The 19,831-nt window shown below is 68.3% G+C and carries 22 protein-coding genes; 18 read left to right on the top strand and 4 right to left on the bottom strand.

What is annotated here, in order from left to right; genetic code table 11:
* The first annotated feature begins 40 nt into the window (after nt 1-40).
* The 3 genes from H8R02_RS18615 to H8R02_RS18605 all read left to right on the top strand — a co-directional run bounded on the left by H8R02_RS18615 (nt 41) and on the right by H8R02_RS18605 (nt 2,198).
* On the top strand, nt 41-823 hold the full coding sequence (locus H8R02_RS18615) for an SDR family oxidoreductase (protein WP_187082983.1): 783 nt from the start codon (nt 41-43) through the stop codon (nt 821-823).
* Between the two features lie 83 nt (nt 824-906).
* Nucleotides 907-1,782 (top strand): DMT family transporter, encoded by an 876-nt coding sequence (locus H8R02_RS18610; RefSeq protein WP_187082982.1) that lies wholly within the window; start codon nt 907-909, stop codon nt 1,780-1,782.
* Nucleotides 1,779-2,198, top strand: a complete 420-nt coding sequence (locus tag H8R02_RS18605; protein ID WP_187082981.1) for an acyl-CoA thioesterase — start codon at nt 1,779-1,781, stop codon at nt 2,196-2,198. The genes H8R02_RS18610 and H8R02_RS18605 overlap by 4 nt, the downstream gene beginning before the upstream one ends.
* Here the strand turns inward: H8R02_RS18605 and H8R02_RS18600 are convergent, their stop codons facing one another.
* Entirely contained in the window at nt 2,199-2,780 is a 582-nt protein-coding gene (locus H8R02_RS18600) for a peroxidase-related enzyme (RefSeq protein WP_187082980.1), read from the bottom strand. It abuts the gene before it with no gap.
* Nucleotides 2,781-2,927: 147 nt separating this feature from the next.
* Here H8R02_RS18600 and H8R02_RS18595 point away from each other — a divergent pair, with 147 nt between their 5' ends.
* The 10 genes from H8R02_RS18595 (at nt 2,928) to H8R02_RS18550 (ending at nt 12,323) form a co-directional block, all read left to right on the top strand.
* Complete coding sequence (locus H8R02_RS18595; RefSeq protein ID WP_187082979.1) at nt 2,928-3,317, top strand: hypothetical protein; 390 nt, start codon at nt 2,928-2,930, stop codon at nt 3,315-3,317.
* Between the two features lie 41 nt (nt 3,318-3,358).
* Complete coding sequence (locus tag H8R02_RS18590) at nt 3,359-3,748, top strand: carboxymuconolactone decarboxylase family protein (RefSeq protein WP_187082978.1); 390 nt, start codon at nt 3,359-3,361, stop codon at nt 3,746-3,748.
* A 78-nt stretch (nt 3,749-3,826) separates the two neighbouring features.
* Nucleotides 3,827-4,537 (top strand): DUF1028 domain-containing protein, encoded by a 711-nt coding sequence (locus tag H8R02_RS18585; protein ID WP_187082977.1) that lies wholly within the window; start codon nt 3,827-3,829, stop codon nt 4,535-4,537.
* Nucleotides 4,534-5,526, top strand: coding sequence for an ABC transporter ATP-binding protein (locus tag H8R02_RS18580; RefSeq protein ID WP_187082976.1), 993 nt, complete (start codon nt 4,534-4,536; stop codon nt 5,524-5,526). Before H8R02_RS18585 ends, H8R02_RS18580 begins: the two co-directional genes overlap by 4 nt.
* Nucleotides 5,523-6,638: an ABC transporter ATP-binding protein gene (locus tag H8R02_RS18575; protein ID WP_187082975.1), complete on the top strand. Its 1,116-nt coding sequence runs from the start codon at nt 5,523-5,525 to the stop codon at nt 6,636-6,638. The genes H8R02_RS18580 and H8R02_RS18575 overlap by 4 nt, the downstream gene beginning before the upstream one ends.
* Nucleotides 6,635-8,140 (top strand): ABC transporter substrate-binding protein, encoded by a 1,506-nt coding sequence (locus tag H8R02_RS18570; protein WP_187082974.1) that lies wholly within the window; start codon nt 6,635-6,637, stop codon nt 8,138-8,140. The genes H8R02_RS18575 and H8R02_RS18570 overlap by 4 nt, the downstream gene beginning before the upstream one ends.
* Nucleotides 8,141-9,082, top strand: a complete 942-nt coding sequence (locus H8R02_RS18565; RefSeq protein WP_187082973.1) for an ABC transporter permease — start codon at nt 8,141-8,143, stop codon at nt 9,080-9,082. It abuts the gene before it with no gap.
* Nucleotides 9,079-9,927, top strand: coding sequence for an ABC transporter permease (locus tag H8R02_RS18560; protein ID WP_187082972.1), 849 nt, complete (start codon nt 9,079-9,081; stop codon nt 9,925-9,927). Before H8R02_RS18565 ends, H8R02_RS18560 begins: the two co-directional genes overlap by 4 nt.
* A gap of 1,018 nt (nt 9,928-10,945) precedes the next feature.
* On the top strand, nt 10,946-11,224 hold the full coding sequence (locus H8R02_RS18555; RefSeq protein WP_187082971.1) for a hypothetical protein: 279 nt from the start codon (nt 10,946-10,948) through the stop codon (nt 11,222-11,224).
* 73 nt (nt 11,225-11,297) lie between these two features.
* On the top strand, nt 11,298-12,323 hold the full coding sequence (locus H8R02_RS18550; RefSeq protein WP_187082970.1) for a lysozyme inhibitor LprI family protein: 1,026 nt from the start codon (nt 11,298-11,300) through the stop codon (nt 12,321-12,323).
* Between the two features lie 37 nt (nt 12,324-12,360).
* On the opposite strand, the gene H8R02_RS18545 is transcribed toward H8R02_RS18550, so the two are convergent.
* Nucleotides 12,361-12,906: a PAS and helix-turn-helix domain-containing protein gene (locus H8R02_RS18545; protein ID WP_187082969.1), complete on the bottom strand. Its 546-nt coding sequence runs from the start codon at nt 12,904-12,906 to the stop codon at nt 12,361-12,363.
* A gap of 95 nt (nt 12,907-13,001) precedes the next feature.
* Between H8R02_RS18545 and H8R02_RS18540 the strand changes: the two genes are divergently transcribed.
* The 4 genes from H8R02_RS18540 to H8R02_RS18525 all read left to right on the top strand — a co-directional run bounded on the left by H8R02_RS18540 (nt 13,002) and on the right by H8R02_RS18525 (nt 16,395).
* The gene (locus H8R02_RS18540; RefSeq protein WP_187082968.1) at nt 13,002-13,700 is read left to right on the top strand and encodes a CoA transferase subunit A; all 699 of its coding nucleotides are present in this window, start codon (nt 13,002-13,004) and stop codon (nt 13,698-13,700) included.
* 11 nt (nt 13,701-13,711) lie between these two features.
* Nucleotides 13,712-14,350 (top strand): 3-oxoacid CoA-transferase subunit B, encoded by a 639-nt coding sequence (locus H8R02_RS18535; RefSeq protein ID WP_187082967.1) that lies wholly within the window; start codon nt 13,712-13,714, stop codon nt 14,348-14,350.
* Entirely contained in the window at nt 14,347-15,765 is a 1,419-nt protein-coding gene (locus tag H8R02_RS18530) for a CoA transferase (protein ID WP_187082966.1), read from the top strand. Before H8R02_RS18535 ends, H8R02_RS18530 begins: the two co-directional genes overlap by 4 nt.
* Before the next feature lie 114 nt (nt 15,766-15,879).
* The gene (locus tag H8R02_RS18525; protein WP_187082965.1) at nt 15,880-16,395 is read left to right on the top strand and encodes a hypothetical protein; all 516 of its coding nucleotides are present in this window, start codon (nt 15,880-15,882) and stop codon (nt 16,393-16,395) included.
* Here H8R02_RS18525 and H8R02_RS18520 read toward each other — a convergent pair.
* Together H8R02_RS18520 and H8R02_RS18515 are read right to left on the bottom strand one after the other, a co-directional pair.
* Nucleotides 16,392-17,111: a transglutaminase-like domain-containing protein gene (locus H8R02_RS18520; protein WP_187082964.1), complete on the bottom strand. Its 720-nt coding sequence runs from the start codon at nt 17,109-17,111 to the stop codon at nt 16,392-16,394. The genes H8R02_RS18525 and H8R02_RS18520 overlap by 4 nt on opposite strands.
* Before the next feature lie 8 nt (nt 17,112-17,119).
* Nucleotides 17,120-18,022: a LysR family transcriptional regulator gene (locus H8R02_RS18515; protein ID WP_187082963.1), complete on the bottom strand. Its 903-nt coding sequence runs from the start codon at nt 18,020-18,022 to the stop codon at nt 17,120-17,122.
* 78 nt (nt 18,023-18,100) lie between these two features.
* Between H8R02_RS18515 and H8R02_RS18510 the strand changes: the two genes are divergently transcribed.
* Nucleotides 18,101-19,822, top strand: coding sequence for an acyl-CoA synthetase (locus tag H8R02_RS18510; RefSeq protein WP_435531286.1), 1,722 nt, complete (start codon nt 18,101-18,103; stop codon nt 19,820-19,822).
* Nucleotides 19,823-19,831: the final 9 nt, after the last annotated feature.

The following is a 19,831-nucleotide window of genomic DNA, read 5'->3' as shown; positions in this document are numbered from 1 at the left end:
CTAGAGGGGCGGCGTCCCTCGTTTTCGGTTGGAGACTCCAGTGAGCTACAGCATCGATCTTTCAGGCCGTGTCGCGTTCATTACAGGTGCATCGAGCGGCTTGGGTGCGCAATTCGCGCGCGTCCTCTCCCGGGCGGGCGCCGCCGTGGTGCTGGCCGCACGCCGCGTGGAGAAGCTCAAGAGCCTGCGTGCGCAGATCGAGGGCGAGGGCGGCGACGCCCACGTCTACGAGATGGACGTGACGGACCTTGCCAGCATCCGCGCCGCCGTCGCCCACGCGGAGACGGAGGTGGGCTCCATCGACATCCTCGTCAACAACTCCGGCGTGAGCACCACGCAGCGCATCCAGGACGTGACGGAGGAGGACTACGACTACGTCTTCGACGTCAACGCCAAGGGCGCCTTCTTCGTCGCGCAGGAAGTGGGCAAGCGCATGCTGGCCCGTTCGCGCGGCGCGGCGCCGGGCAGCTTCACGGGCGGGCGCATCATCAACGTGGCCTCGATGGCGGGGTTGCGCGTGCTGCCGCAGATCGGCGTGTACGCGATGAGCAAGGCGGCCGTGGTGCACATGACGCGCGCGATGGCGCTGGAGTGGGGCCGCTTCGGCATCAACGTCAACGCGCTGTGCCCGGGCTACATCGACACCGAGATCAACCACCACCACTGGTCCAGCGAGCAGGGGCAGAAGCTCATCGCCATGCTGCCGCGCAAGCGCGTGGGCAAGCCCGAGGACCTGGACGGGCTGATCGTGCTGCTGGCATCGGACAAGAGCCATTTCGTCAACGGCGCGGTCATTGCGGCCGACGACGGCTTCGCGCTGTGAGGGCCCCCACGCTCCCCGCTTCGCGAGGATCGCTGCCCCCCGAGGGGGCAGCAGCCGCCTTGGGGCGGCCCGGCGGCGGCTAGGTGCTCCAGGGGATCCTCGCGGGGCTTGCAGCCGGCGCGCTGTGGGGCCTCGTGTTCGTCGCACCGCGCATGGTGGGCGGCTATTCGTCCGTGGACCTGACGGCCGGGCGCTTCGTCGCGTATGGGGCGGTGGCCGCGTTTGTCATGTTGGTGACGCGCGGGCGGCCCTTGCCCACGGCTTCGCAGGCGCTGGCATCCTTCGGCATGAGCCTGCTCGGGTTCACGGGCTATTACCTGCTGCTCGTGCTCGCAATTCGCGACGCGGGCACCGAGGTGCCCAGCCTGGTCATCGGCACGATCCCGATCTGGGTGATGCTGCTCGGCAAGCCCGCGCACCTGAGCTGGAAGGCGCTCGTGCCGGGGCTGCTGCTCACCGCGGCGGGGTTGGCGCTGATGATCTCGTCGCCGCACGCGGAGGGTGCGAACGTCCTGCGCGGCGTCCTGCTCGCGGTTGCTTCACTCGTGTGCTGGACAGCCTTCGCGCTGCTCAACTCGAAGTGGCTGAAGAAGCACCCGGAGGTCAACGCCACGGACTGGGCCAACTGGCTCGGCATCGCCACCGGCCTCGGCGCGATCGTGCTGTGGGCGGTCGCGGGCAGTCCCGCGAGGGAACTCGTCTCGCGCGAAGGCCGCGGGCTCTTCGCGCTGCTTTGCATCGGCACCGGGTTCGGTGCCGCATGGCTTGCCACGATACTGTGGAACATCGCCAGCCGGCGCCTTTCGGCCAGCCTCTGCGGCCAGCTGATCGTCAGTGAAACGCTCTTCGCCCTGGCTTATTCTTTCGCCTGGGACGGCCGCTGGCCCACGCCCGCGCAGGGCGCGGCCTGCGTGCTGTTCACCCTCGGCATCCTTGCCTCCATCCGAGCCCACCGATGAAATTCGACATCCCCGAGAAGAAGAAACTGGTCCACGAAATGACGATGCCCATCCGCTGGGGCGACATGGACGCCATGGGGCACGTCAACAACACGCTGTACTTCCGCTACCTGGAGATCATCCGCATCGAGTGGATGCGCTCGGTGGATTGCAACCTGGACCCTGAAGGCGAGGGGCCGATCATCATCAACGCGTTCTGCACCTTCCACCGGCAGCTGGAATACCCCGGCGACGTGGTGGCGAAGTACTACGTGAGCGAGCCGGGGCGCAGCAGCTTCGAGAGCTGGTGCACGCTGGAGCGTGCGGATGCGCCCGGCGTGGTGTACGCGTCGGGCGGGGCCACGACCGTGTGGACGGACTTCCCGGCGCAGAAGAGCAAGCCGATGCCCGAGTGGTTCCGGGCGCTGCTCTCCTGATTACTTCTTCTCTTTCGGTACGCGCCCCATGAGGTAGAACTCGGGGTTGGGCATCATGTTCGAGAAGCTCGCCATGCGGTTCGAGAGCCCGAAGAACGCCGTGATGGCGGCGATATCCCATGCGTCCTCGTCGTCGAAGCCGTGCGCCTTGAGCGCCTCGAAATCGGCGTCCTCGACCTCGTGCGAGCGCAGGCACACCTTCATCGCGAAGTCCAGCATCGCGCGCTGGCGCGGCGAGATGTCCGCCTTGCGGTAGTTCACCGCCACCTGGTCGGCCACGAGCGGCTTCTTCTCGTAGATGCGCAGGATGGCGCCGTGCGCCACCACGCAATAGAGGCAGTTGTTGGCCGCGCTGGTGGTGGTGACGATCATCTCGCGGTCGCCCTTGGTGAGCGAGCCGGTCTCCTTGAGCATCAGCGCGTCGTGGTACGCGAAGAACGCGCGCCACTCGGCGGGGCGGCGCGCGAGCGCGAGGAAGACGTTGGGCACGAAGCCGGCTTTCTCCTGCACCTCGAGGATGCGGGCGCGGATGTCGTCGGGCACGTCGGCGAGCGTGGGGGCGGGGTAGCGGGCGGTGTTCATGGGGCGCAGGTTAGCACCACCCCTACCTTGGTCGGGCTGCTCGTGGCACCGGACTTGCACAGTGCCTGCGGGCCGGCCGCGGGGTCGCGGGCCCGGCACCACCAAGGAGCGCACATGCACATGCCCAGGCTGTCCGGAATCCGGAAAATGTTCAGCAAGAAACCCAAGGAACCCAACGCAGCCGAAGCGGACGATGCGGACGATGCGCGCGCCTACCAGCGTCTCGGCGAAGTCGATGCGCCCAGGCAGCATGCAGTCGCCGTCACGCCCGCAGTGGGCGCCCGCGCAGGCGCGGCCTCGCAGGGGCCCGCGTCACGCCTGAGCATGCGCGACCGCGTGACCGTTGGCCAGCCCGCCGCGCCCCTGGCGCAAGGCCTTGAATTCGTCGAATGGCAGTGGACGCACGGGGAATGGGTGGCGCTGTGTGCGGCGACGGCCGGCATCCCCGCGCTGGACCAGCGCGGCTGGCGGCAGGGCGAGAGGGGCCTGTTTTACGCGATCCCCGAGGCGCAGGTCGCGCGCGCACAGGAGACCTGATCCGCGTAGCATGTGGCGCTCCCCCGAACCAGGAGCAGCACATGCCGGCAAACCTTTCCAACCACCCCGACACCCAGGCGGGCATCAAGACCCGCCGAGCCGTTCTCGGCGACGAGTACGTCGACGCGGCACTGAACCGCTCGACGCCGTTCACGGCGCCTCTGCAGGAACTGGTGACGAAGCACGCGTGGGGCAACACATGGCAGCGGCCCGGGCTGGACCTGAAGACCCGCAGCATCGTCACCGTGTCCATGCTGGTCGCAGCGGGCAAGACGCACGAGCTGAAGGTGCACGTGCGCGGTGCGCTGAACAACGGCGTGACGCCGGAGGAACTACAGGAGATCTTCCTGCATGCGACGGTCTACTGCGGCTTTCCTTCGGCCCTCGATGCATTCCGCGTCGGGTCCGAGGTCATCGACGCGAAGAGCTGATCGGTAGTATGCTAACCGGGCAGCCGCCGCACGGCCGCCCGAAGGCGGCGCATCGGAAGGCGCAGCCTGGAGATTTCTTTGACGTGGTCGATCATCGCGCGTGATGGGTCGGGGGCGCTTGGCATCGCGATCGCGAGCAGGTTTTTCGCGGTCGGGGCGCTGACGCTGCACATTCGCAGCGGCATCGGCGCCGTGTCCACGCAGGCGCTGTGCAACCCGATGTATGGGGCCCGCGTGCTCGACTCGCTGGCGGCAGGCGCCACGCCTCGCGATGCGGTCGAAGCCGCGGTCGAACCGGACGATGGCCGCGAGCACCGGCAACTGCACGCCGTCGCCGCCGACGGAGCCACGTATGCGCGTACCGGTGCGTCCTGCATCGAGTGGTGCGGCCACTTCACCGGCGAGGGCTTCTCGGTGGCGGGCAACATGCTTGCAGGCCCGCAGGTCATCGAAGCCACTGCGCAAGCCTGGCGCGCGAACGGGCACCTCGAGTTTGCAGAAAGGCTGGTCGAAGCCCTGGCGGCCGGAGAAACCGCCGGTGGCGACAAGCGCGGCAAGCAGGCCGCTGCACTGCGGATCCATACCACCGAGGACTACCCCGCGCTCGACATCCGCGTCGATGACCACGAGGAGCCGATCGCGCAGCTGCGGCGGCTCTGCGCGAAGAGCCTCGAGCGCTTCGTGCCGTTCTCGCAGTTCCTGCCGACGCGCGCCAACCCGGCGGGCACCACCGACCGCGCGGTGATCGAAGCGGGTATCGAAGCCTTCCACGCGCAACGCCGGCGATGACAGCGCTGCTCGAAGTCGAGAACCTTCGCACCAGTTTCCGCATGGAACGCGGCGGCGAGTTCCATGCCGTCGACGGCGTGAGCTTCTCGCTGCAGCCCGGCCGCACGCTCGGCATCGTCGGCGAATCCGGCTGCGGCAAGAGCGTGACCTCGCTGTCCATCATGGGCCTGCTGCCGAAAGGGCAGGGCCGCATCAGCGCCGGCACGGTGCGCTTCGAGGGCACGGACCTTGCAACGCTGTCCGCGGACCGCATGCGCGAGCTGCGCGGCAACCGCATGGCCATGATCTTCCAGGAGCCGATGACCTCGCTCAACCCCGCCTTCACCATCGGCGACCAGCTGGTGGAGGCGGTGCGCGCGCACCGCGCGATGAGCGAGGCGCAGGCGCGCGAGCATGCGATCGGGATGCTGCGCAAGGTGCGCATCCCTTCGCCCGAGGTGCGCATCGACGAGTACCCCCACAAGCTCTCGGGCGGCATGCGGCAGCGGGTGATGATCGCGATGGCGCTCGCGTGCGAGCCGCGGCTGCTCATTGCGGACGAACCGACCACCGCCCTCGACGTGACGATCCAGGCGCAGGTGCTCGACCTGATGCGCACCCTGCGCGAGGAAACGGGCACCGCGATCATCCTGATCACGCACGACCTCGGCGTCGTTGCGGAACTGGCCGACGACGTGGCCGTGATGTACGCGGGGCGCATCGTGGAGAAGGCGCCGGTGGAGCGGTTGTTCGCGCACCCACAGCACCCGTATACGATCGGGCTGCTCGGCTCGATCCCCAGCATGCACCTGGAGCAGGAACGGCTGCATGCGATCGACGGGCAGGTGCCCACGCCGTCGACGCAGGTGCAGGGCTGCCGCTTCGCGCCGCGCTGCCCGTTCGCCGTGGCGAAGTGCAGGGCGGAGGACCCACCGCTCATGGACATGGGATCGCACCAGCAGGCGGCGTGCTGGCGCGCGCCGCTGGAGTTTTCCGTCCTCGCCGCATGAACGCCCCGCTGCTGCGCGTCGAGAACCTCGTCAAGCACTTCCCGGTGCGCAAGGGCCTGTTCGGCCGCAGTGAGCAGGTGGTGCACGCGGTGGACGGCGTGAGCTTCGAACTGCGCGCCGGCGACACGATGGCGCTGGTGGGCGAATCGGGCTGCGGCAAGTCCACCGTGGGCCGCCTGGTGCTGCGTTTGCTCGAGCCGACCTCGGGGCGCGTCCTCTTCGAAGGCGAGGACATCAGCGCTTTGCCTCCCGCCGCGATGCGCGAGAAGCGCCGCCAGCTGCAGATCATCTTCCAGGACCCGTACTCGTCGCTCAACCCGCGCATGACGGTTGGCCAGACGCTCGCCGAGCCGCTGGTGCTGCATGGGCTGGCGGAAGGCCGCCGCAAGGAGCGCACGGCCGAGCTGCTGGAGCTGGTGGGCCTGCCCGCCGAATACCTGCAGCGCTTCCCGCACGAGTTTTCCGGCGGGCAGCGGCAGCGCATCGGCATCGCGCGCGCCCTCGCCGTGGAGCCGAAACTCGTGGTGTGCGACGAGCCCGTGTCCGCACTGGACGTGTCGATCCAGGCGCAGATCGTCAACCTGCTGCAGGACCTGCAGCGGCGCTTCGGGCTCGCGTATGTCTTCATCGCGCACGACCTCGCCGTGGTGAAGCACATCGCGTCGCACGTCGCAGTGATGTACCTAGGGCACATCGTCGAGTACGCCGACAAGCGCACGCTCTTCGCGGCCCCACGCCACCCGTACACGCAGGCGCTGCTGTCGGCCATCCCGCTGCCGCAGCCGGGGGCCAAACGCGAACGCGCGCTGCTGCAGGGCGACGTGCCCAACCCCATCGCGCCGCCTTCGGGCTGCCGCTTCCGCACGCGCTGCCCCCACGCGCAGGAGCGTTGCGCGGCCGAGGTGCCGGTGCTGCGCAGCGCGGGCTTGGGGCACACGGTGGCGTGCCACTTCTTCGAGCAGATCGCGCCGCCGGCGGACATTGCCGTGCACGTGCCCGTAAACGAACGCCTTACGCGCCTGCAGGCCGCCTTCCGCGGGCCTCGGGCAAACACGCTTGCCGAAGACGCAATGCCGGATACCGTCCTACGAGCAACAGGAGAAGTCGCATGAAGAAACTCGCCGCACTTGCCATCGCGCTACTCGCCACCGCCGCCTCCGCCCAGCACCTGCGCGTGGGCCTGGCCGAAGACCCCGACGCGCTCGACCCGTCGCTCGCGCGCACGTTCGTGGGCCGCATCGTGTTCTCGGCGCTGTGCGACAAGCTCGTCGACATCGACGAAAAGCTGAACATCGTGCCGCAGCTCGCCACGTCCTGGCAGTGGTCGCCGGACAACAAGCAGCTGACGATGAAGCTGCGGCCCGGCGTGACCTTCCACGACGGCGAGAAATTCGACGCCGCGGCCGTCAAGTACAACATCGAGCGGCACAAGACCATCGCCGGTTCCAACCGCCGAGGCGAGCTGCTGCCCGTGACCACCGTGGACGTGGTGGACCCGATGACCGTGCGCATGAACCTCTCCGCGCCGTTCTCGCCGCTGCTCACCGTGCTGGCGGACCGCGCCGGCATGATGGTGTCGCCCAAGGCCGCGCAGGCCAACCCGACCAACTTCGGCGCCAGGCCTGTGTGCTCCGGCCCCTTCAAGTTCGCCGAGCGCGTCGCGCAGGATCGCATCGTGCTGGAGAAGTTCGCCGACTACTGGGACAAGGGCAGGATCCACTTCGACAAGATCACCTACCTGCCGATCATCGATGCCACCGTGCGCCTGGCGAACCTGCGCTCGGGGCAGCTCGACCTGATCGAGCGGATGGCCCCGTCCGACGTGGCGTCGGTGAAGAAAGACGCGAAGCTCGGCATGTCCAAGATCACCGAGCTGGGTTACCAGGGCATCACGATCAACACCGCCAAGAGCGACAAGGCCAAGCAGAACCCGCTGGGCCGCGACGCGCGCGTGCGTGAGGCCTTCGAGCTGTCCCTGGACCGCGAAGGGATCGTGAAAGTCGCCATGGACGGCGAGGCGGACGTCGGCAACCAATGGGTGCCGCCCACCAACTCCTTCTACGCGAAGAACGTGCCGATCCCGAAGCGCAACGTCGCACGTGCGAAGCAGCTGCTGAAGGAGGCCGGCGTGCCGAACCCGAGCTTCACCTTGATGACGCCGACGACCTCCGACGCGCAGCGCATCGCGCAGGTTGTCCAGGCGATGGCGAAGGAAGCCGGCTTCGACGTGAAGATCCAGTCGACCGAATTCGCCACGTCGCTCAACCTCGCCGACAAGGGCGACTACGAGGCCTACGTGCTTGCCTGGAGCGGCCGCGCCGACCCGGACGGCAACCTTTTCAGCTTCTACGGCTGCAAGCAGCCTCTCAACTACCACGGCGAGTGCCGCGCCAACTGGGACGACCTGCTGACGCGCTCGCGCACGAACCTGGACACCAATGAGCGAATCAAGGTGTTCGCGACGATGGCGGCGGAAGTGGAGAAGGTGCGCCCGATCGTCTACCTGTTCCATCGCCACTGGCTGTATGCGTTCAACAAGAAGGTGACGGGCATGCGTCCTGTTCCAGATGGCCTGGTGCGCGTGCAAGGGCTCAAGTTCGCGTCGGGAGGCTGATTGGGGCGCTACTTCATCGGCCGGGTCGCGGCGATCCTGCCGACGATCTTCCTCGTCACGGTCATCATCTTCAGCCTGCAGCAGCTGCTGCCGGGCGACGCCGCGCAGATGCTGGCCGGCGAGGAGCAGGACCCGAAGGTCATCGAGTACCTGCGCAAGAAGCTGCACCTGGACGAGCCGGTGCCGGTGCAGTACGGCTACTGGCTGTGGGGCGTGCTGCACGGCGACCTGGGCGAGTCGCTGCGCATCCAGGAGCCGGTGGCGTCGTTGATCCTGCAGAAGCTGCCCGTGACGCTGGAGCTGGCGGCGATGGCGATGTTCGTGGCGCTGGTCATCGGCATCCCTGCCGGCATCGTCGCGGCCGTGGGCAAGGACACGGTGTGGGACTACGTTGCCAACGTCGTCGCGCTGTGGGGTTTGTCGACGCCCAACTTCTGGCTGGGGATCCTGCTGATCCTGCTGTTCTCGGTGCAGCTGGGGTGGTTGCCGGCATCGGGCTACGTGAGCCCGTTCGAGGACCTGAAGGGCAACCTCGCATCGATGGTGATGCCGGCGTTCGTGCTCGGCAACGCGCTCGCCGCGGTGCTGATGCGGCACACGCGCAGCGCCATGTTGCAGGTGCTGTCCACCGACTACGTGCGCACCGCGCGCGCGAAGGGCATCGCGGAGCGCAAGGTGGTGCTCAAGCATGCGCTGCGCAATGCGCTCACGCCGATCATCACGCTCGGCGCGCTGGAGTTCGGCACGCTGCTTTCCGGCGCCGTTCTCACTGAGCAGGTGTTCTCGATTCCCGGCTTCGGCAAGCTGATCGTCGATGCGGTGTTCAACCGCGACTACGCGGTGGTGCAGGGCGTGGTGCTGTTCACGTCCACGGTGTACATCGTGCTCAACCTGCTGGCCGACCTCGCCTACTTCCTCGTCAACCCGAGGCTGCGCGGATGATCAAGGCGGACTCTCCGGGCCGGCGCGCCTTGCGCCGCTTGATTCGCAGGCGTGCGGCGATGTTCGGGCTCGTCATCGTCGTCTTCTTCGTGGTGATGGCGGTTTTCGCGCCGGAGATCTCGCCGAAGGACCCCATCGAGACGAGCTGGAGCGCCGTGCGCAAGGCGCCGAGCGCGGAGTATCCGTTCGGCACCGACGAGATCGGCCGCGACGTGCTCTCGCGCGTGGTGTGGGGCGCCCGCGCTTCGCTGCTGGCGGGCGTGGTGTCGGTGTCCATTTCGCTGATGCTCGGCATCCCGATCGGGCTGCTCGCCGCGTACGTGGGCGGCTGGACCGATGGCGTCATCTCGCGCTTCACCGATGCGATGCTTGCGGTGCCGTTCCTCATCCTGGCCATCGCGCTTGCGGCCTTTCTCGGGCCGAGCCTCACCAACGCCATGATCGCGATTGGCGTGTCGGCAACCCCCATCTTCATCCGGCTCACGCGCGCGCAGGTGCTCGCCGTGAAGGTGGAGGACTTCGTCGAAGCGGCGAGGGCGGTGGGCAACCCGCACTGGCGCATCGCGCTGCGGCACATCCTGCCGAACGTGCTACCGCCGCTGATCGTGCAGGCGACGCTGGCGATCGCCGCCGCCGTCATTGCAGAGGCAAGCCTCTCGTTCCTCGGCCTTGGCCAGCAGCCGCCGGCGCCGAGCTGGGGCAGCATGCTCAACACCGCGAAGAACTTCGTGGACCAGGCGCCGTGGATGGCGATCTGGCCGGGGCTGTCGATCTTCCTGCTCGTGCTGAGCTTCAACCTTCTCGGCGACGGGCTGCGCGACGCCCTCGACCCACGGCATAAATAGACAGACTTCCGGGGTTACCTCGCGACGGATAGGAATACAGCCGTGCGTCACCCAGCGAAATGGCCTGGTTCCCATCCGAGAAGAAAACCGGTGCTGCCCTGCAGCAACCCGATCCCGAGCCGGTGAGGCTCCACGTTGCGCGGCCCGACGTGAATCGGGCAACCCCTCTGCCGCGTGCGGTGTCGCCGCAGAGGGCGTTGCGCGTCGCGGTCGACGAAGAGGTCTTGCTGCCGAGGCACGCCGGGCAAGGGGGCGCAATGCCTCAACCCGCGCAGGGGGCACTACCCACGGAAACGAAGGCAAGCGCTCTCGCCGAGGCTGCCGCCGCAGCGCAACCGGTGCACGGGATGCCGGTCGGCGGCGGCTACGTGCCGGACCGGGTCGAACCGTGCCCCAGCGAGGAGCACAGCCGCGAATTGCTGACGATGCAGCGCGGCAGGTGGAGCGCGGTCATGCGAAAAGACGAGGTGCGAGAGTTCGATTTCGTTCCCATGGGGATGGCCTGCGTTTCCGCAGGCGACCGGACGTTGGCCTGCGCAGGCTTCACCCGCTGTTCCGCCTTTCTGGCCGTGAACATCGACGCGCAGGAAAGGCAACCCAGTGTGTGGTGCGTTCACCACGACAGCGGCCGTCACCGCCCCTGCGCGCCCGGCGTTGGTTTCATGAGCCGTCCCGAGGTCGCCTGGGAGGCGTTCCGGGACACCCCGGGCCGCAAGCTGTTGCTGCTGGTGCAAAGCGAATACTCGCTGGATCGCAGGGAAGTGCTCGCCGGCCTTGCATGCGGCGGCGCGAGCGAGGTGCTCCCGCTCAGGCCGCTGACGCTGCGTGCGGTGGGGAGCCACACCGAGTGGCGGTTCGTCTACCGCCCCGCCGCCGACGAGCTGGTGGTGCACGTTTTCGGCTGGGTGGAAGAGGAGAAGCAATCCGTCCTTCATTTCAGGGGGCTCTTCACCAAGGCTCGCGAGTGGGTGAAGAAGCCCTGTGGCCGGACCGGGCCCTTCGCGGCCGGGGAGACCTCGTGGATCGCCTCGCCACGTATCGCGAACTGCTCGATCGCGGTGCCGGGCTGTCCGAGAAGGCGAGCGCGATCCTCGCGCCGTGCGTCCGGTATGTTGAACTACGCAACTCGATGTCGAAGGATTCGAGGCAGCACGTCACGCGGTTTGTCGAGGCGGCGCAGCGTTGGGGCGTGCAGGGTGAGTTCGCCGGCCTGGCCGTTGCCGAGGACGCGAGGGTGATCCGCGCCATGACACGGGCCGTTGCCGAGGTGCTCCAGTCCGAACCGCAGGTGCAATGACCCAGCCTCACAGCCGAGCTACACCTGGTCACCGTGAGCGCCGCCCGCGCCTGCGCGGCGGTATGTTGCCGCCATGGACACCCGATGGCGCCAGGGGGCGATTTTCGCGGCGGGCCTCGCGGCCGGCGGCCTGATCGCGGCTGCGGTCTTCACCCAATCCCGTGAGGACGTTGCCGCTGTCGAGCCCGCGCGCGCGCCGGCCGTGAAAGCTGCGGCGCCGGCACCCAAGGTCGCGGCGCAAAGCACGGCTGCCTGCAGCTTCGAGCCCGTGGTCGCGAAGGCAGGGCCGCGCGACGGTCAGCTCGCGTGGACCGAGCCCGGTGCTTCGAAGACCAAGGCGGACGTCGGCGTGGCGCTGGTGCAAGGCAAGGAAGCCATGGCCGCCGGGCGTGACCGCGATGCCGAGGTCTCTTTCCTCTCCGCGTGCCGCATCGCCGCGCAGGCCACGCCCGCGGGCTCGCAGGAACGCGCCGATTCGATGTACCAGCTCGCGCGCCACTACACGACGCTGGCGCAGGAGCGGCCTGCCAACCGCGCCGAACTGCTCAAGCGGGCCAAGCCGCTCTACGAGGACAGCCTGCGCATCTACCTGGCGCGCTTCGGCGACGGGCATGAGAAGTCGCGCTTCGCGGCCGAAGGCCTCGCGTCGCTGCGGCAGGAGGTGGCACAGTCCACCGTGCGGCCGCCGGCGCGCGCGCCCACCCCGCCCGCGGTGGCGCCGCGGCCCGAGCCGCAGCCCGTGCCCCCTCCCACGCAAGCCATGGGCGCGGCTCGCGAGCCGGACAAGGTGGTGCAGCCGCAGCCCAGCTTCGACTGCGAGAAGGCGCGGTCCACGCCCGAACACCTGATCTGCAACGACGCCGAGCTCGCGCAGCTCGACCGCGAACTCGGTGCGATCTACAAGCGGGCCAAGAACGCCGCGAGCGACCCCGAGGCCTTCCAGCGCGTGAGCGACCGCGAGTGGCGCCGCCGCGAATCGGAATGCGGGGACCGGGATTGCCTGCTGCGCTGGTATGCGCAGCGCAAGCGGCAGTTGCAGGAGCAGCTCGAGCACGGCGCGGGCGAGCAGGTCACGATCCGCATGACGATTCCGCAGTGAAGGCATGGATCCCGGGTCGAGCCCGGGATGACAGCCTTTACGAGCCCGCCATCAGCTTGTGGACGAGATCTGCGGTTGTATTCGCGCGGTACTTGCGCATGAGACGCGCGCGGTAGATTTCCACCGTGCGGTGGCTGATGTTCAGCGTCTTGCCGATCTCCTTCGACGTGAGGCCGTCCAGCAAACGCGCCGCCACCTCGCGCTCGCGCGCCGTGAGCTCCGCCTTCACCGGCCGCTGCGAGCTCAGGTCCTCGAACGCCCAGATGCCCGCCTCGTGCGGGTCGTCGCGGTTGAGCGCGCGCCCGGTCACGTGGCACCAGAACACCTCGCCGCTCGCGCGCTTCATGATGCGGTCGTCGGCGTAGTGGCCCTTCGCGTTGAGGATCGGCGCCATGCGTGCGCCAAGCCGCTCGTACTCGTCGGCGCTGGGGTACAGCACGAGGAAGGACTGGCCCACGAGCAGCTCGTGGGACCAGCCGAACATGTCGCAAAGCTGCTGGTTGCAGTCCACAATGGAGCGGTTGCGCGACACGCACAGGCCCACCGGCGCAAGGTCGAAGGCAAGCCTGTAATCAACGTCCATCGGTACTGCCATTTACGAGTTACTACGTAACGAAGTAGGTAGTATCGTATGGCTCGTTCGGCGCCCGCCTCAGGGTTAAACAGGAGAACTCCCCCGTGAACAAGATCCATCCCAACGCCGCAGCCGCGCTCGACGGCGTGGTCAAGAGCGGCCAGCTCATGGCCGTGGGCGGCTTCGGCCTGTGCGGCATCCCCGAGGCGCTGATCGAGGCGCTCAAGGCCACCGGGGTGAAGGACCTCACCGTCATCTCCAACAACGCGGGCGTCGACGGCTTCGGCCTCGGCAAGCTGCTGGAAACGCGGCAGATCAAGAAGATGATCTCGTCGTACGTCGGCGAGAACAAGGAGTTCGAGCGGCAATACCTCGCCGGCGAACTGGAACTCGAATTCACGCCGCAAGGCACGCTGGCCGAGAAGCTGCGTGCCGGCGGCGCGGGCATCCCGGCCTTCTTCACCAAGACCGGCGTCGGCACGATGGTCGCCGAAGGCAAGGAGCTGCGCGAGTTCGACGGCGAGACCTACGTGATGGAGCGTTCACTGGTGCCGGACGTGTCGCTCGTGAAGGCGGCCGTCGCGGACAAGAGCGGCAACCTGCGCTTCAACCTCACCGCGCGCAACTTCAACCCCGCCGTCGCGATGGCCGGCAAGGTCTGCATCGTCGAGGTGGAGAAGATCGTCGAAGTGGGCGAGCTCGCGCCGGACGACATCCACCTGCCCGGCATCTACGTGCACCGCATCGTGTTGAACGCGAATCCCGAGAAGCGCATCGAGAAGCGCACCACCCGTCCGGCCTAAGGAGAACTGAAATGCCCTGGACCCAAGACCAGATGGCCGCGCGCGCGGCGCAGGAACTCAAGGACGGCTTCTACGTCAACCTCGGCATCGGCATCCCGACGCTGGTGGCCAACTTCACCGGCGACAAGGAGGTGTGGCTGCAGTCGGAGAACGGCATGCTGGGCATCGGCCCGTTCCCGACGGAAGACGAGGTCGACGCCGACCTCATCAACGCCGGCAAGCAGACCGTCACCACGATCAAGGGCTCTTCCATCTTCGGCAGCCACGACAGCTTCGCGATGATCCGCGGCGGCAAGATCAACCTGTCCATCCTCGGCGCGATGCAGGTCAGCGAGCGTGGCGACCTCGCCAACTGGATGATCCCCGGCAAGATGGTCAAGGGCATGGGCGGCGCGATGGACCTCGTGGCCGGCGTGCCGCGCGTCATCGTGTTGATGGAGCACGTCGCGAAGAAGAAGGACGGCACCACCGACATGAAGATCCTGCCGCAGTGCACGCTGCCGCTCACGGGCGTGGGCGTGGTGGACCGCGTCATCACCGACCTCGGCGTGATGGACGTGACGCCGCTGGGCCTGAAGCTCGTGGAGCTGGCGCCGGGCGTGACCTTCGAGGAAATCCAGTCCAAGACGGCGGTCAAGCTGCTGCAGTGACACCTTCGCAGACGCTCGCGCAGCTGTGGCGGCTCGCAAGGCTGCCCGAGGAGGCGCTGGCGTTTGCGCGATTGACGGGGAGCGACCCCGTCTACCCCTCGACCTTTGCCGTCGGAGCGGCCGCGCAGACCACCGTCGCGGCCGCCGCGCTGGCTGCGTGCGAACTGGGCCACGAGCGCGGTGCGCCGCGCCAGGCGGTCACGGTGGACATGGCGCATGCGGCCGCGGAGTGCACGGGGTGGTTCGCCGTCGATGGGCGCACGCCCGAGCTGTGGGACAAGTTCTCCGGCTTGTATGAAGCGAAGGACGGGTGGGTGCGCATCCACGCGAATTTCCTGCATCACCGCGAAGGCGCACTGCGTTTGCTGGGGCTCGACCCCGCGACCTGTGAGCGCAAGGATGCCGAAGCGGCGATGCGGGCGTGGAAGGCTGTCGATTTCGAGACGGCTGCGGCGGAACGCGGGCTCGTCGCCACGGCGATGCGCACGTTCGAAGAGTGGGACGCTACGGCGCAAGGGCAGGCTGTGGCACGTGCACCGCTCTTCACGATCGATCGCATCGGCGATGCGCCGCCCCTGCAACTCGGTCATCCCGGGCTTGACCCGGGATCCATGGCAGCGCGCCCCGATGGATGCCGGATCGAGTCCGGCATGACACCGTTGGACGGCGTGCGCGTCGTCGAACTCACGCGCATCCTCGCCGGCCCTGTCGGCGGCCGCGCGCTTGCGGCGTACGGCGCCGACGTGATGCTGGTGAACTCGCCGCACCTGCCCAACATCGAAGCCATCGCCGACACCAGCCGCGGGAAGCGCTCGTGCCACATCGACTTGCGCGGCAGCGATGGCAAGGCGGCCATGGACGCGTTGCTGGAGGACGCACACGTGTTCATCCAGGGCTACCGTCCCGGCGGAATCGCATCGCTCGGCTACGGCCCCGATGAGGTCGCGGCGAAGCGGCCCGGCATCGTCTACGTGTCCCTGTCCGCCTATGGCTTCGAAGGCCCATGGGCCGGCCGCCGCGGCTTCGACTCGCTCGTGCAGACGGCCATGGGCTTCAACCTCGCCGAAGGCGAATCGCTCGGCAAGCCCCGGCCGCTGCCGATGCAGATGCTCGACGAAGCCACCGGCTACCTCATCGCTTTCGGCGCCGCGACTGCGCTGCGCCGCCAGCAGCGCGAAGGCGGCAGCTGGCATGTGCGCGTCGCGCTTGCGCAGACGGGGCAGTGGCTCCGCAGTCTCGGCCGCATCGAACGCGGTCTCGACGCCAAGGCGCCGGACAGGGCACAGTGGCACGAAACGAGCGCCTCCGGTTTCGGCCAGCTCACCGCGATCCGCCACAGCGCGCAGCTTTCCCGCACCCCGGCGCGCTACGCCCGTCCATCAGTACCGCCGGGCTACTCGCCGCCACACTGGTAACGCCTCGCAACACGGCGGCGAAGGCGGCTGACACCCCGAAGTCGCCCCCGCCTGCGAACCCGGGCCGCACAGCCAGCCCATCATCGGCCCATCCTCGAAGGAATGGGAGAGACCATGAAGATCGCCAAACTCGCGCTGCTGTGCGCGCTGGGCCTGGCGGGCGCCAATGCGCTGGCCTGCTACACCGTCTACGACCGCAACAACCGGGTCGTCTACAACGAGCTGCGGCCGCCCGTGGACATGAGCCTGCCGCTGCACCAGACGCTGCCGCGCCGCTTCCCCGGCGGGCACATGGTGTTCGACGTGAACGGCGAGTGCCCGCGCGTCAACGGCAACACGGACCAGCTGGCTTCCGCGCGGCCCGCCACCGGCGCGCCGGCACCGCTGCTCACCGACGTGAGCACGGCCGCGGCGCTGCGCGTGCCGCACACGAACGTGACCGACACCATCGCGCTCGTGCCCGGCTATGCGGCCGCGCGCCTCGACTTGCCGACTTACACGGTGATCCCGGCCGATGCGACTGCACTGGCCGCGGCGCGCCCGGCTGCGACAACGATGATGGGCGCCGGGCCGACGCCGCGCGCCCCGACGGCTGCGCCTGCCGCGCGCACCAGCCCGTACATGCGTTAGCCGCCGGCCTCGGCGCGCAGCCTGCGCACCTGCCTGTGCAGCCGGATCGACATGAGCCGGTTGCGAGCGGCGGCCCACCACCCCAGCGCCGGCGAGCGCGAGCGCAGCGTCTCCGCATAGCCTTGCGGGTCATCGAACACGCCCGCGTGGTTGGCCGGGTCGCGCGCCTGCTCGGGGCCGAGCATCACGAGCGCATCGTTCACGCCGTCCCATTCCGAATTGCCGTCCACGTGCACGCCATAGCCGCTGCGCCAGCCGGCGCGCAACACGGCCTCGCGCGCGACGGCGAGGTAGGGCAGGTCGTAGACGTAGCAGTCCGTCACGATCCAGCGCCCACCCGTGTGCACCTCCACCACGGGCAGCACGAACACGCCGCTTTCCGGCGCGAGCCCGCGGTACATGTCATGGCCGACGCGGATCATTCGCACGCGCGCCGGGAAGCCCGCCACGCGCAGCATCGCCTGGAAGAGGGCGGCCTTGCTGTACCAGCCCACGGCATGGCGGCGCGAGAGCACCTGCCGCGTGTAGCGCGCCGGCGCGAAGGGCGGCACGTCGAACGGGATGCCCGAGACGTAGTTCGCGATCGCGACGAGCTTCTCGCGGTCGTTGCGGCTGAACTGCGTGACGGTCTTGACCCGCAGGCGCAGCTTGTCGTCGCGCAGGTTCAGCATCGGCGTGTCGCCGAGCCAGCGTTTCGGGTCGTCCTCCGCAGCCATGCCGAATCCTAGGGCGTGCCGGGGGTGCCTCGTGCCTTGTCCAGCACGAAGTCGACGAAGGTGCGCATCGCGCGCGTCTGGTGGCGGTGCGGCATGTACAGCAAATACATCTGCGTGCCGAAGATGCTCAACCGGTATTCGTCAAGGGTGGTGAGGACTTCGCCGCGCTCGACGGCGTCCTGCACGACGTAGTCGGGCACGAGGCCCACGCCGAGGCCGGCGAGGATGGCTTGCCGCAGGAAAGGAAAGTGCTCGGAAATGAGCGTGGGCTCCACGGCGATCTCCTGCCGCACGCGGTCGAGGTAGGCCGAGACACGCGTCTCGCGCCCGGCAATCAGCGACGTGATGAGCGGCGCGGTGCGCAACTCCTCCAGCGTCTTCGGCAGCCCGTGCGCGGCGGCGTATTCGCGTGACGCGCAAGCCACGTAACGCATCGGCCCCAGCTCGCGCGCGACCAGCGCCTGCGGCGGTTCTGTCATCACGCGGATCGCGACGTCGATCTCGTCGCGCATCAGGTCTTCCACGCGGTTCTCGAACTGCACGTGCAGGACGATGCCGGGGTAGAGGCGCTTGAACTCGATCAGCCAGTCGGCCATCACCATCTGGCCATAGCCGCTGGGCACGCTCAGGCGCACGCGGCCCTGCAGCGTGCGGCCGAGGTTGGAGACCGTCTCGCGCGCGGCCAGCAGTTCGTTCTGGATCGCGAGGCCATGCTTGTACAGGCGCAAGCCGACCTCCGTGGGCTCGACGCGGCGCGTGGTGCGCCGCACGAGCTGCGCGCCGGCCGACTTCTCGAGCTGGTTCAGGTGGTAGCTCACGTTGGCGCGCGTCATCTTCAGCTTGCGCGCCGCCTGGCTGAGGTTGCCCGCTTCCAGGATTTCCACGAGCATGGTGAGCGAGCCGAGGTCCATGGAGTCAAAGGATTTTTGACAGTCTGTTCAATGGCTATGGGATTGTCAAGACAGCTTGTCAGGCAAACAATGCGCCTCATGCCCTTCGCACCTGCTTTCCCCGTCCGCAGCCTCGCCGAGGTCAAGCGCCTCGACGAGCTGCCGCTGCCGCAGGTTCGCAGCACCTACGAGGTGATTCGCAACTCGGCTCTCGCGTTCGGCGAGAAGACGGCCGTGACCTTCCTGCGCACCGCCGATCCCGCGGACCCGCCGCTGCGCTGGAGCTACCGCGAGCTGCTCGAAGGCGTGCACCAGACGGCCAACCTGCTGCACATGCTCGGCGTGGGTGCGCGCGACGCGGTCGCGGTGCTGCTGCCCGGCTGCTACGAGTACCACCTCGCGCTGTGGGGCGGGGCGGCCGCGGGCATCGTGCAGCCGATCAACCCGCTGCTGGCCGAAGAGAAGATCGCGTCGCTGATGAACGCGTCGGGCGCGAAGGTGCTCATCGCGTGGGGCGAGCCGGAGCTGTGGGCCAAGGCGGCGCGTTTGCACACGCAGGTGCCCACGCTGCGCACCGTGCTGCGTGTCGCGCCTTGGGGCGAAGCGTCGCATGAGGCACCTTTCCTGCGCGAAGGCTTCGAGGACTTCCACATGCTGCGCCAGCGGCAGCCCGCGGACCGCCTCGTGAGCGGCCGCGAGATCCAGCCGAGCGACATCGCGGCTTACTTCCACACCGGCGGCACGACGGGCTCGCCCAAGCTCGCGCGCCACAGCCATGGCGCGCAGGTCTTCACCGCGTGGGCCTGCGTGAACATGCAGGGGCTGACGTCCGATGACAGCGGCATCAACGGCTACCCGCTGTTCCATGTGGCCGGTGTGCTGCCTGGGGCGCTTACTTCATTTTCCGCGGGAGCCGAGCAGATCATCCCCACCACCTCGCTGTTCCGCAACAAGCAGGTCATCGCCAACTACTGGAAGCTGGTCGAGAAGTACAAGACGACCACCGTGTCGGGCGTGCCTACCGTGCTCGCCGCGCTGTGCGAAGTGCCGCTTGCGGACGCCGATATCTCCTCCGTGCGTTATTGCCGCACGGGTGCCGCGGCGCTCGCGCCCGATCTTGCGGAGCGTTTTGAGAAGACGTTCGGCCTGCACGTTCACGAAGCGTTCGGGATGACCGAGATGGCGGGCATCTCCACCATCACGCCGCCGGGCGTGGTCGGGCCCGCCGGTTGCGTCGGCTGGCGAATGCCGCATTCGCAGATGCGCGTGGTGGCACTCGATGAGAACGGCCGCGCGACGAACCGCGACGTGCCGCAGGGCGAGCAGGGCATGGTGATCTTCAAGTCGCCCAACCTGTTCTCCGGTTTCGTCGACGCCAAGGACAACGAGAGCGCTTTCACCCCTGACGGTTGGCTCGCGACCGGCGACCTCGGCTGGATCGACGAAGACGGCCGCCTCAACCTGAGCGGCCGCTCCAAGGACCTGATCATCCGCAGCGGCCACAACATCGACCCGAAGGTGATCGAGGACGCGCTCGGCGCGCACCCTGCCGTGCAGTTGTGCGCCGCTGTGGGCGCGCCCGACCCGTATGCGGGCGAACTTCCCGTGGCCTTCGCCACGCTCGTGCCGGGCGCGAAGGTGACCGAGCAGGAGTTGCTCGAATTCACGTCGGCGCGAGTCGACGAGCCGCCGGCACGCCCGAAGTGGGTTGCCATCCTGCCCACGATGCCCGTCACCACCGTCGGGAAGATCTACAAGCCCGAGCTGCGCGAACTCGCGGCGCAGCGCCAGACCCCATCCCCCACTTCCAGGAGCTCCTGATGATCCCGA

The sequence above is a fragment of the Ramlibacter albus genome (genome assembly GCF_014297445.1).
Classification (GTDB): domain Bacteria; phylum Pseudomonadota; class Gammaproteobacteria; order Burkholderiales; family Burkholderiaceae_C; genus Ramlibacter; species Ramlibacter albus.
This window is presented reverse-complemented; position numbering and strand designations above follow the sequence as displayed.

Coding starts and splice junctions, on each gene's coding strand:
- H8R02_RS18605 (WP_187082981.1), top strand. CDS start 1,779: ATGAAATTCGACATCCCCGAGAAGAAGAAACTGGTCCACGAAATGACG.
- H8R02_RS18600 (WP_187082980.1), bottom strand. CDS start 2,780: ATGAACACCGCCCGCTACCCCGCCCCCACGCTCGCCGACGTGCCCGAC.
- H8R02_RS18595 (WP_187082979.1), top strand. CDS start 2,928: ATGTTCAGCAAGAAACCCAAGGAACCCAACGCAGCCGAAGCGGACGAT.
- H8R02_RS18590 (WP_187082978.1), top strand. CDS start 3,359: ATGCCGGCAAACCTTTCCAACCACCCCGACACCCAGGCGGGCATCAAG.
- H8R02_RS18580 (WP_187082976.1), top strand. CDS start 4,534: ATGACAGCGCTGCTCGAAGTCGAGAACCTTCGCACCAGTTTCCGCATG.
- H8R02_RS18575 (WP_187082975.1), top strand. CDS start 5,523: ATGAACGCCCCGCTGCTGCGCGTCGAGAACCTCGTCAAGCACTTCCCG.
- H8R02_RS18570 (WP_187082974.1), top strand. CDS start 6,635: ATGAAGAAACTCGCCGCACTTGCCATCGCGCTACTCGCCACCGCCGCC.
- H8R02_RS18560 (WP_187082972.1), top strand. CDS start 9,079: ATGATCAAGGCGGACTCTCCGGGCCGGCGCGCCTTGCGCCGCTTGATT.
- H8R02_RS18550 (WP_187082970.1), top strand. CDS start 11,298: ATGGACACCCGATGGCGCCAGGGGGCGATTTTCGCGGCGGGCCTCGCG.
- H8R02_RS18545 (WP_187082969.1), bottom strand. CDS start 12,906: ATGGACGTTGATTACAGGCTTGCCTTCGACCTTGCGCCGGTGGGCCTG.
- H8R02_RS18535 (WP_187082967.1), top strand. CDS start 13,712: ATGCCCTGGACCCAAGACCAGATGGCCGCGCGCGCGGCGCAGGAACTC.
- H8R02_RS18525 (WP_187082965.1), top strand. CDS start 15,880: ATGAAGATCGCCAAACTCGCGCTGCTGTGCGCGCTGGGCCTGGCGGGC.
- H8R02_RS18520 (WP_187082964.1), bottom strand. CDS start 17,111: ATGGCTGCGGAGGACGACCCGAAACGCTGGCTCGGCGACACGCCGATG.
- H8R02_RS18515 (WP_187082963.1), bottom strand. CDS start 18,022: ATGGACCTCGGCTCGCTCACCATGCTCGTGGAAATCCTGGAAGCGGGC.
- H8R02_RS18510 (WP_435531286.1), top strand. CDS start 18,101: ATGCCCTTCGCACCTGCTTTCCCCGTCCGCAGCCTCGCCGAGGTCAAG.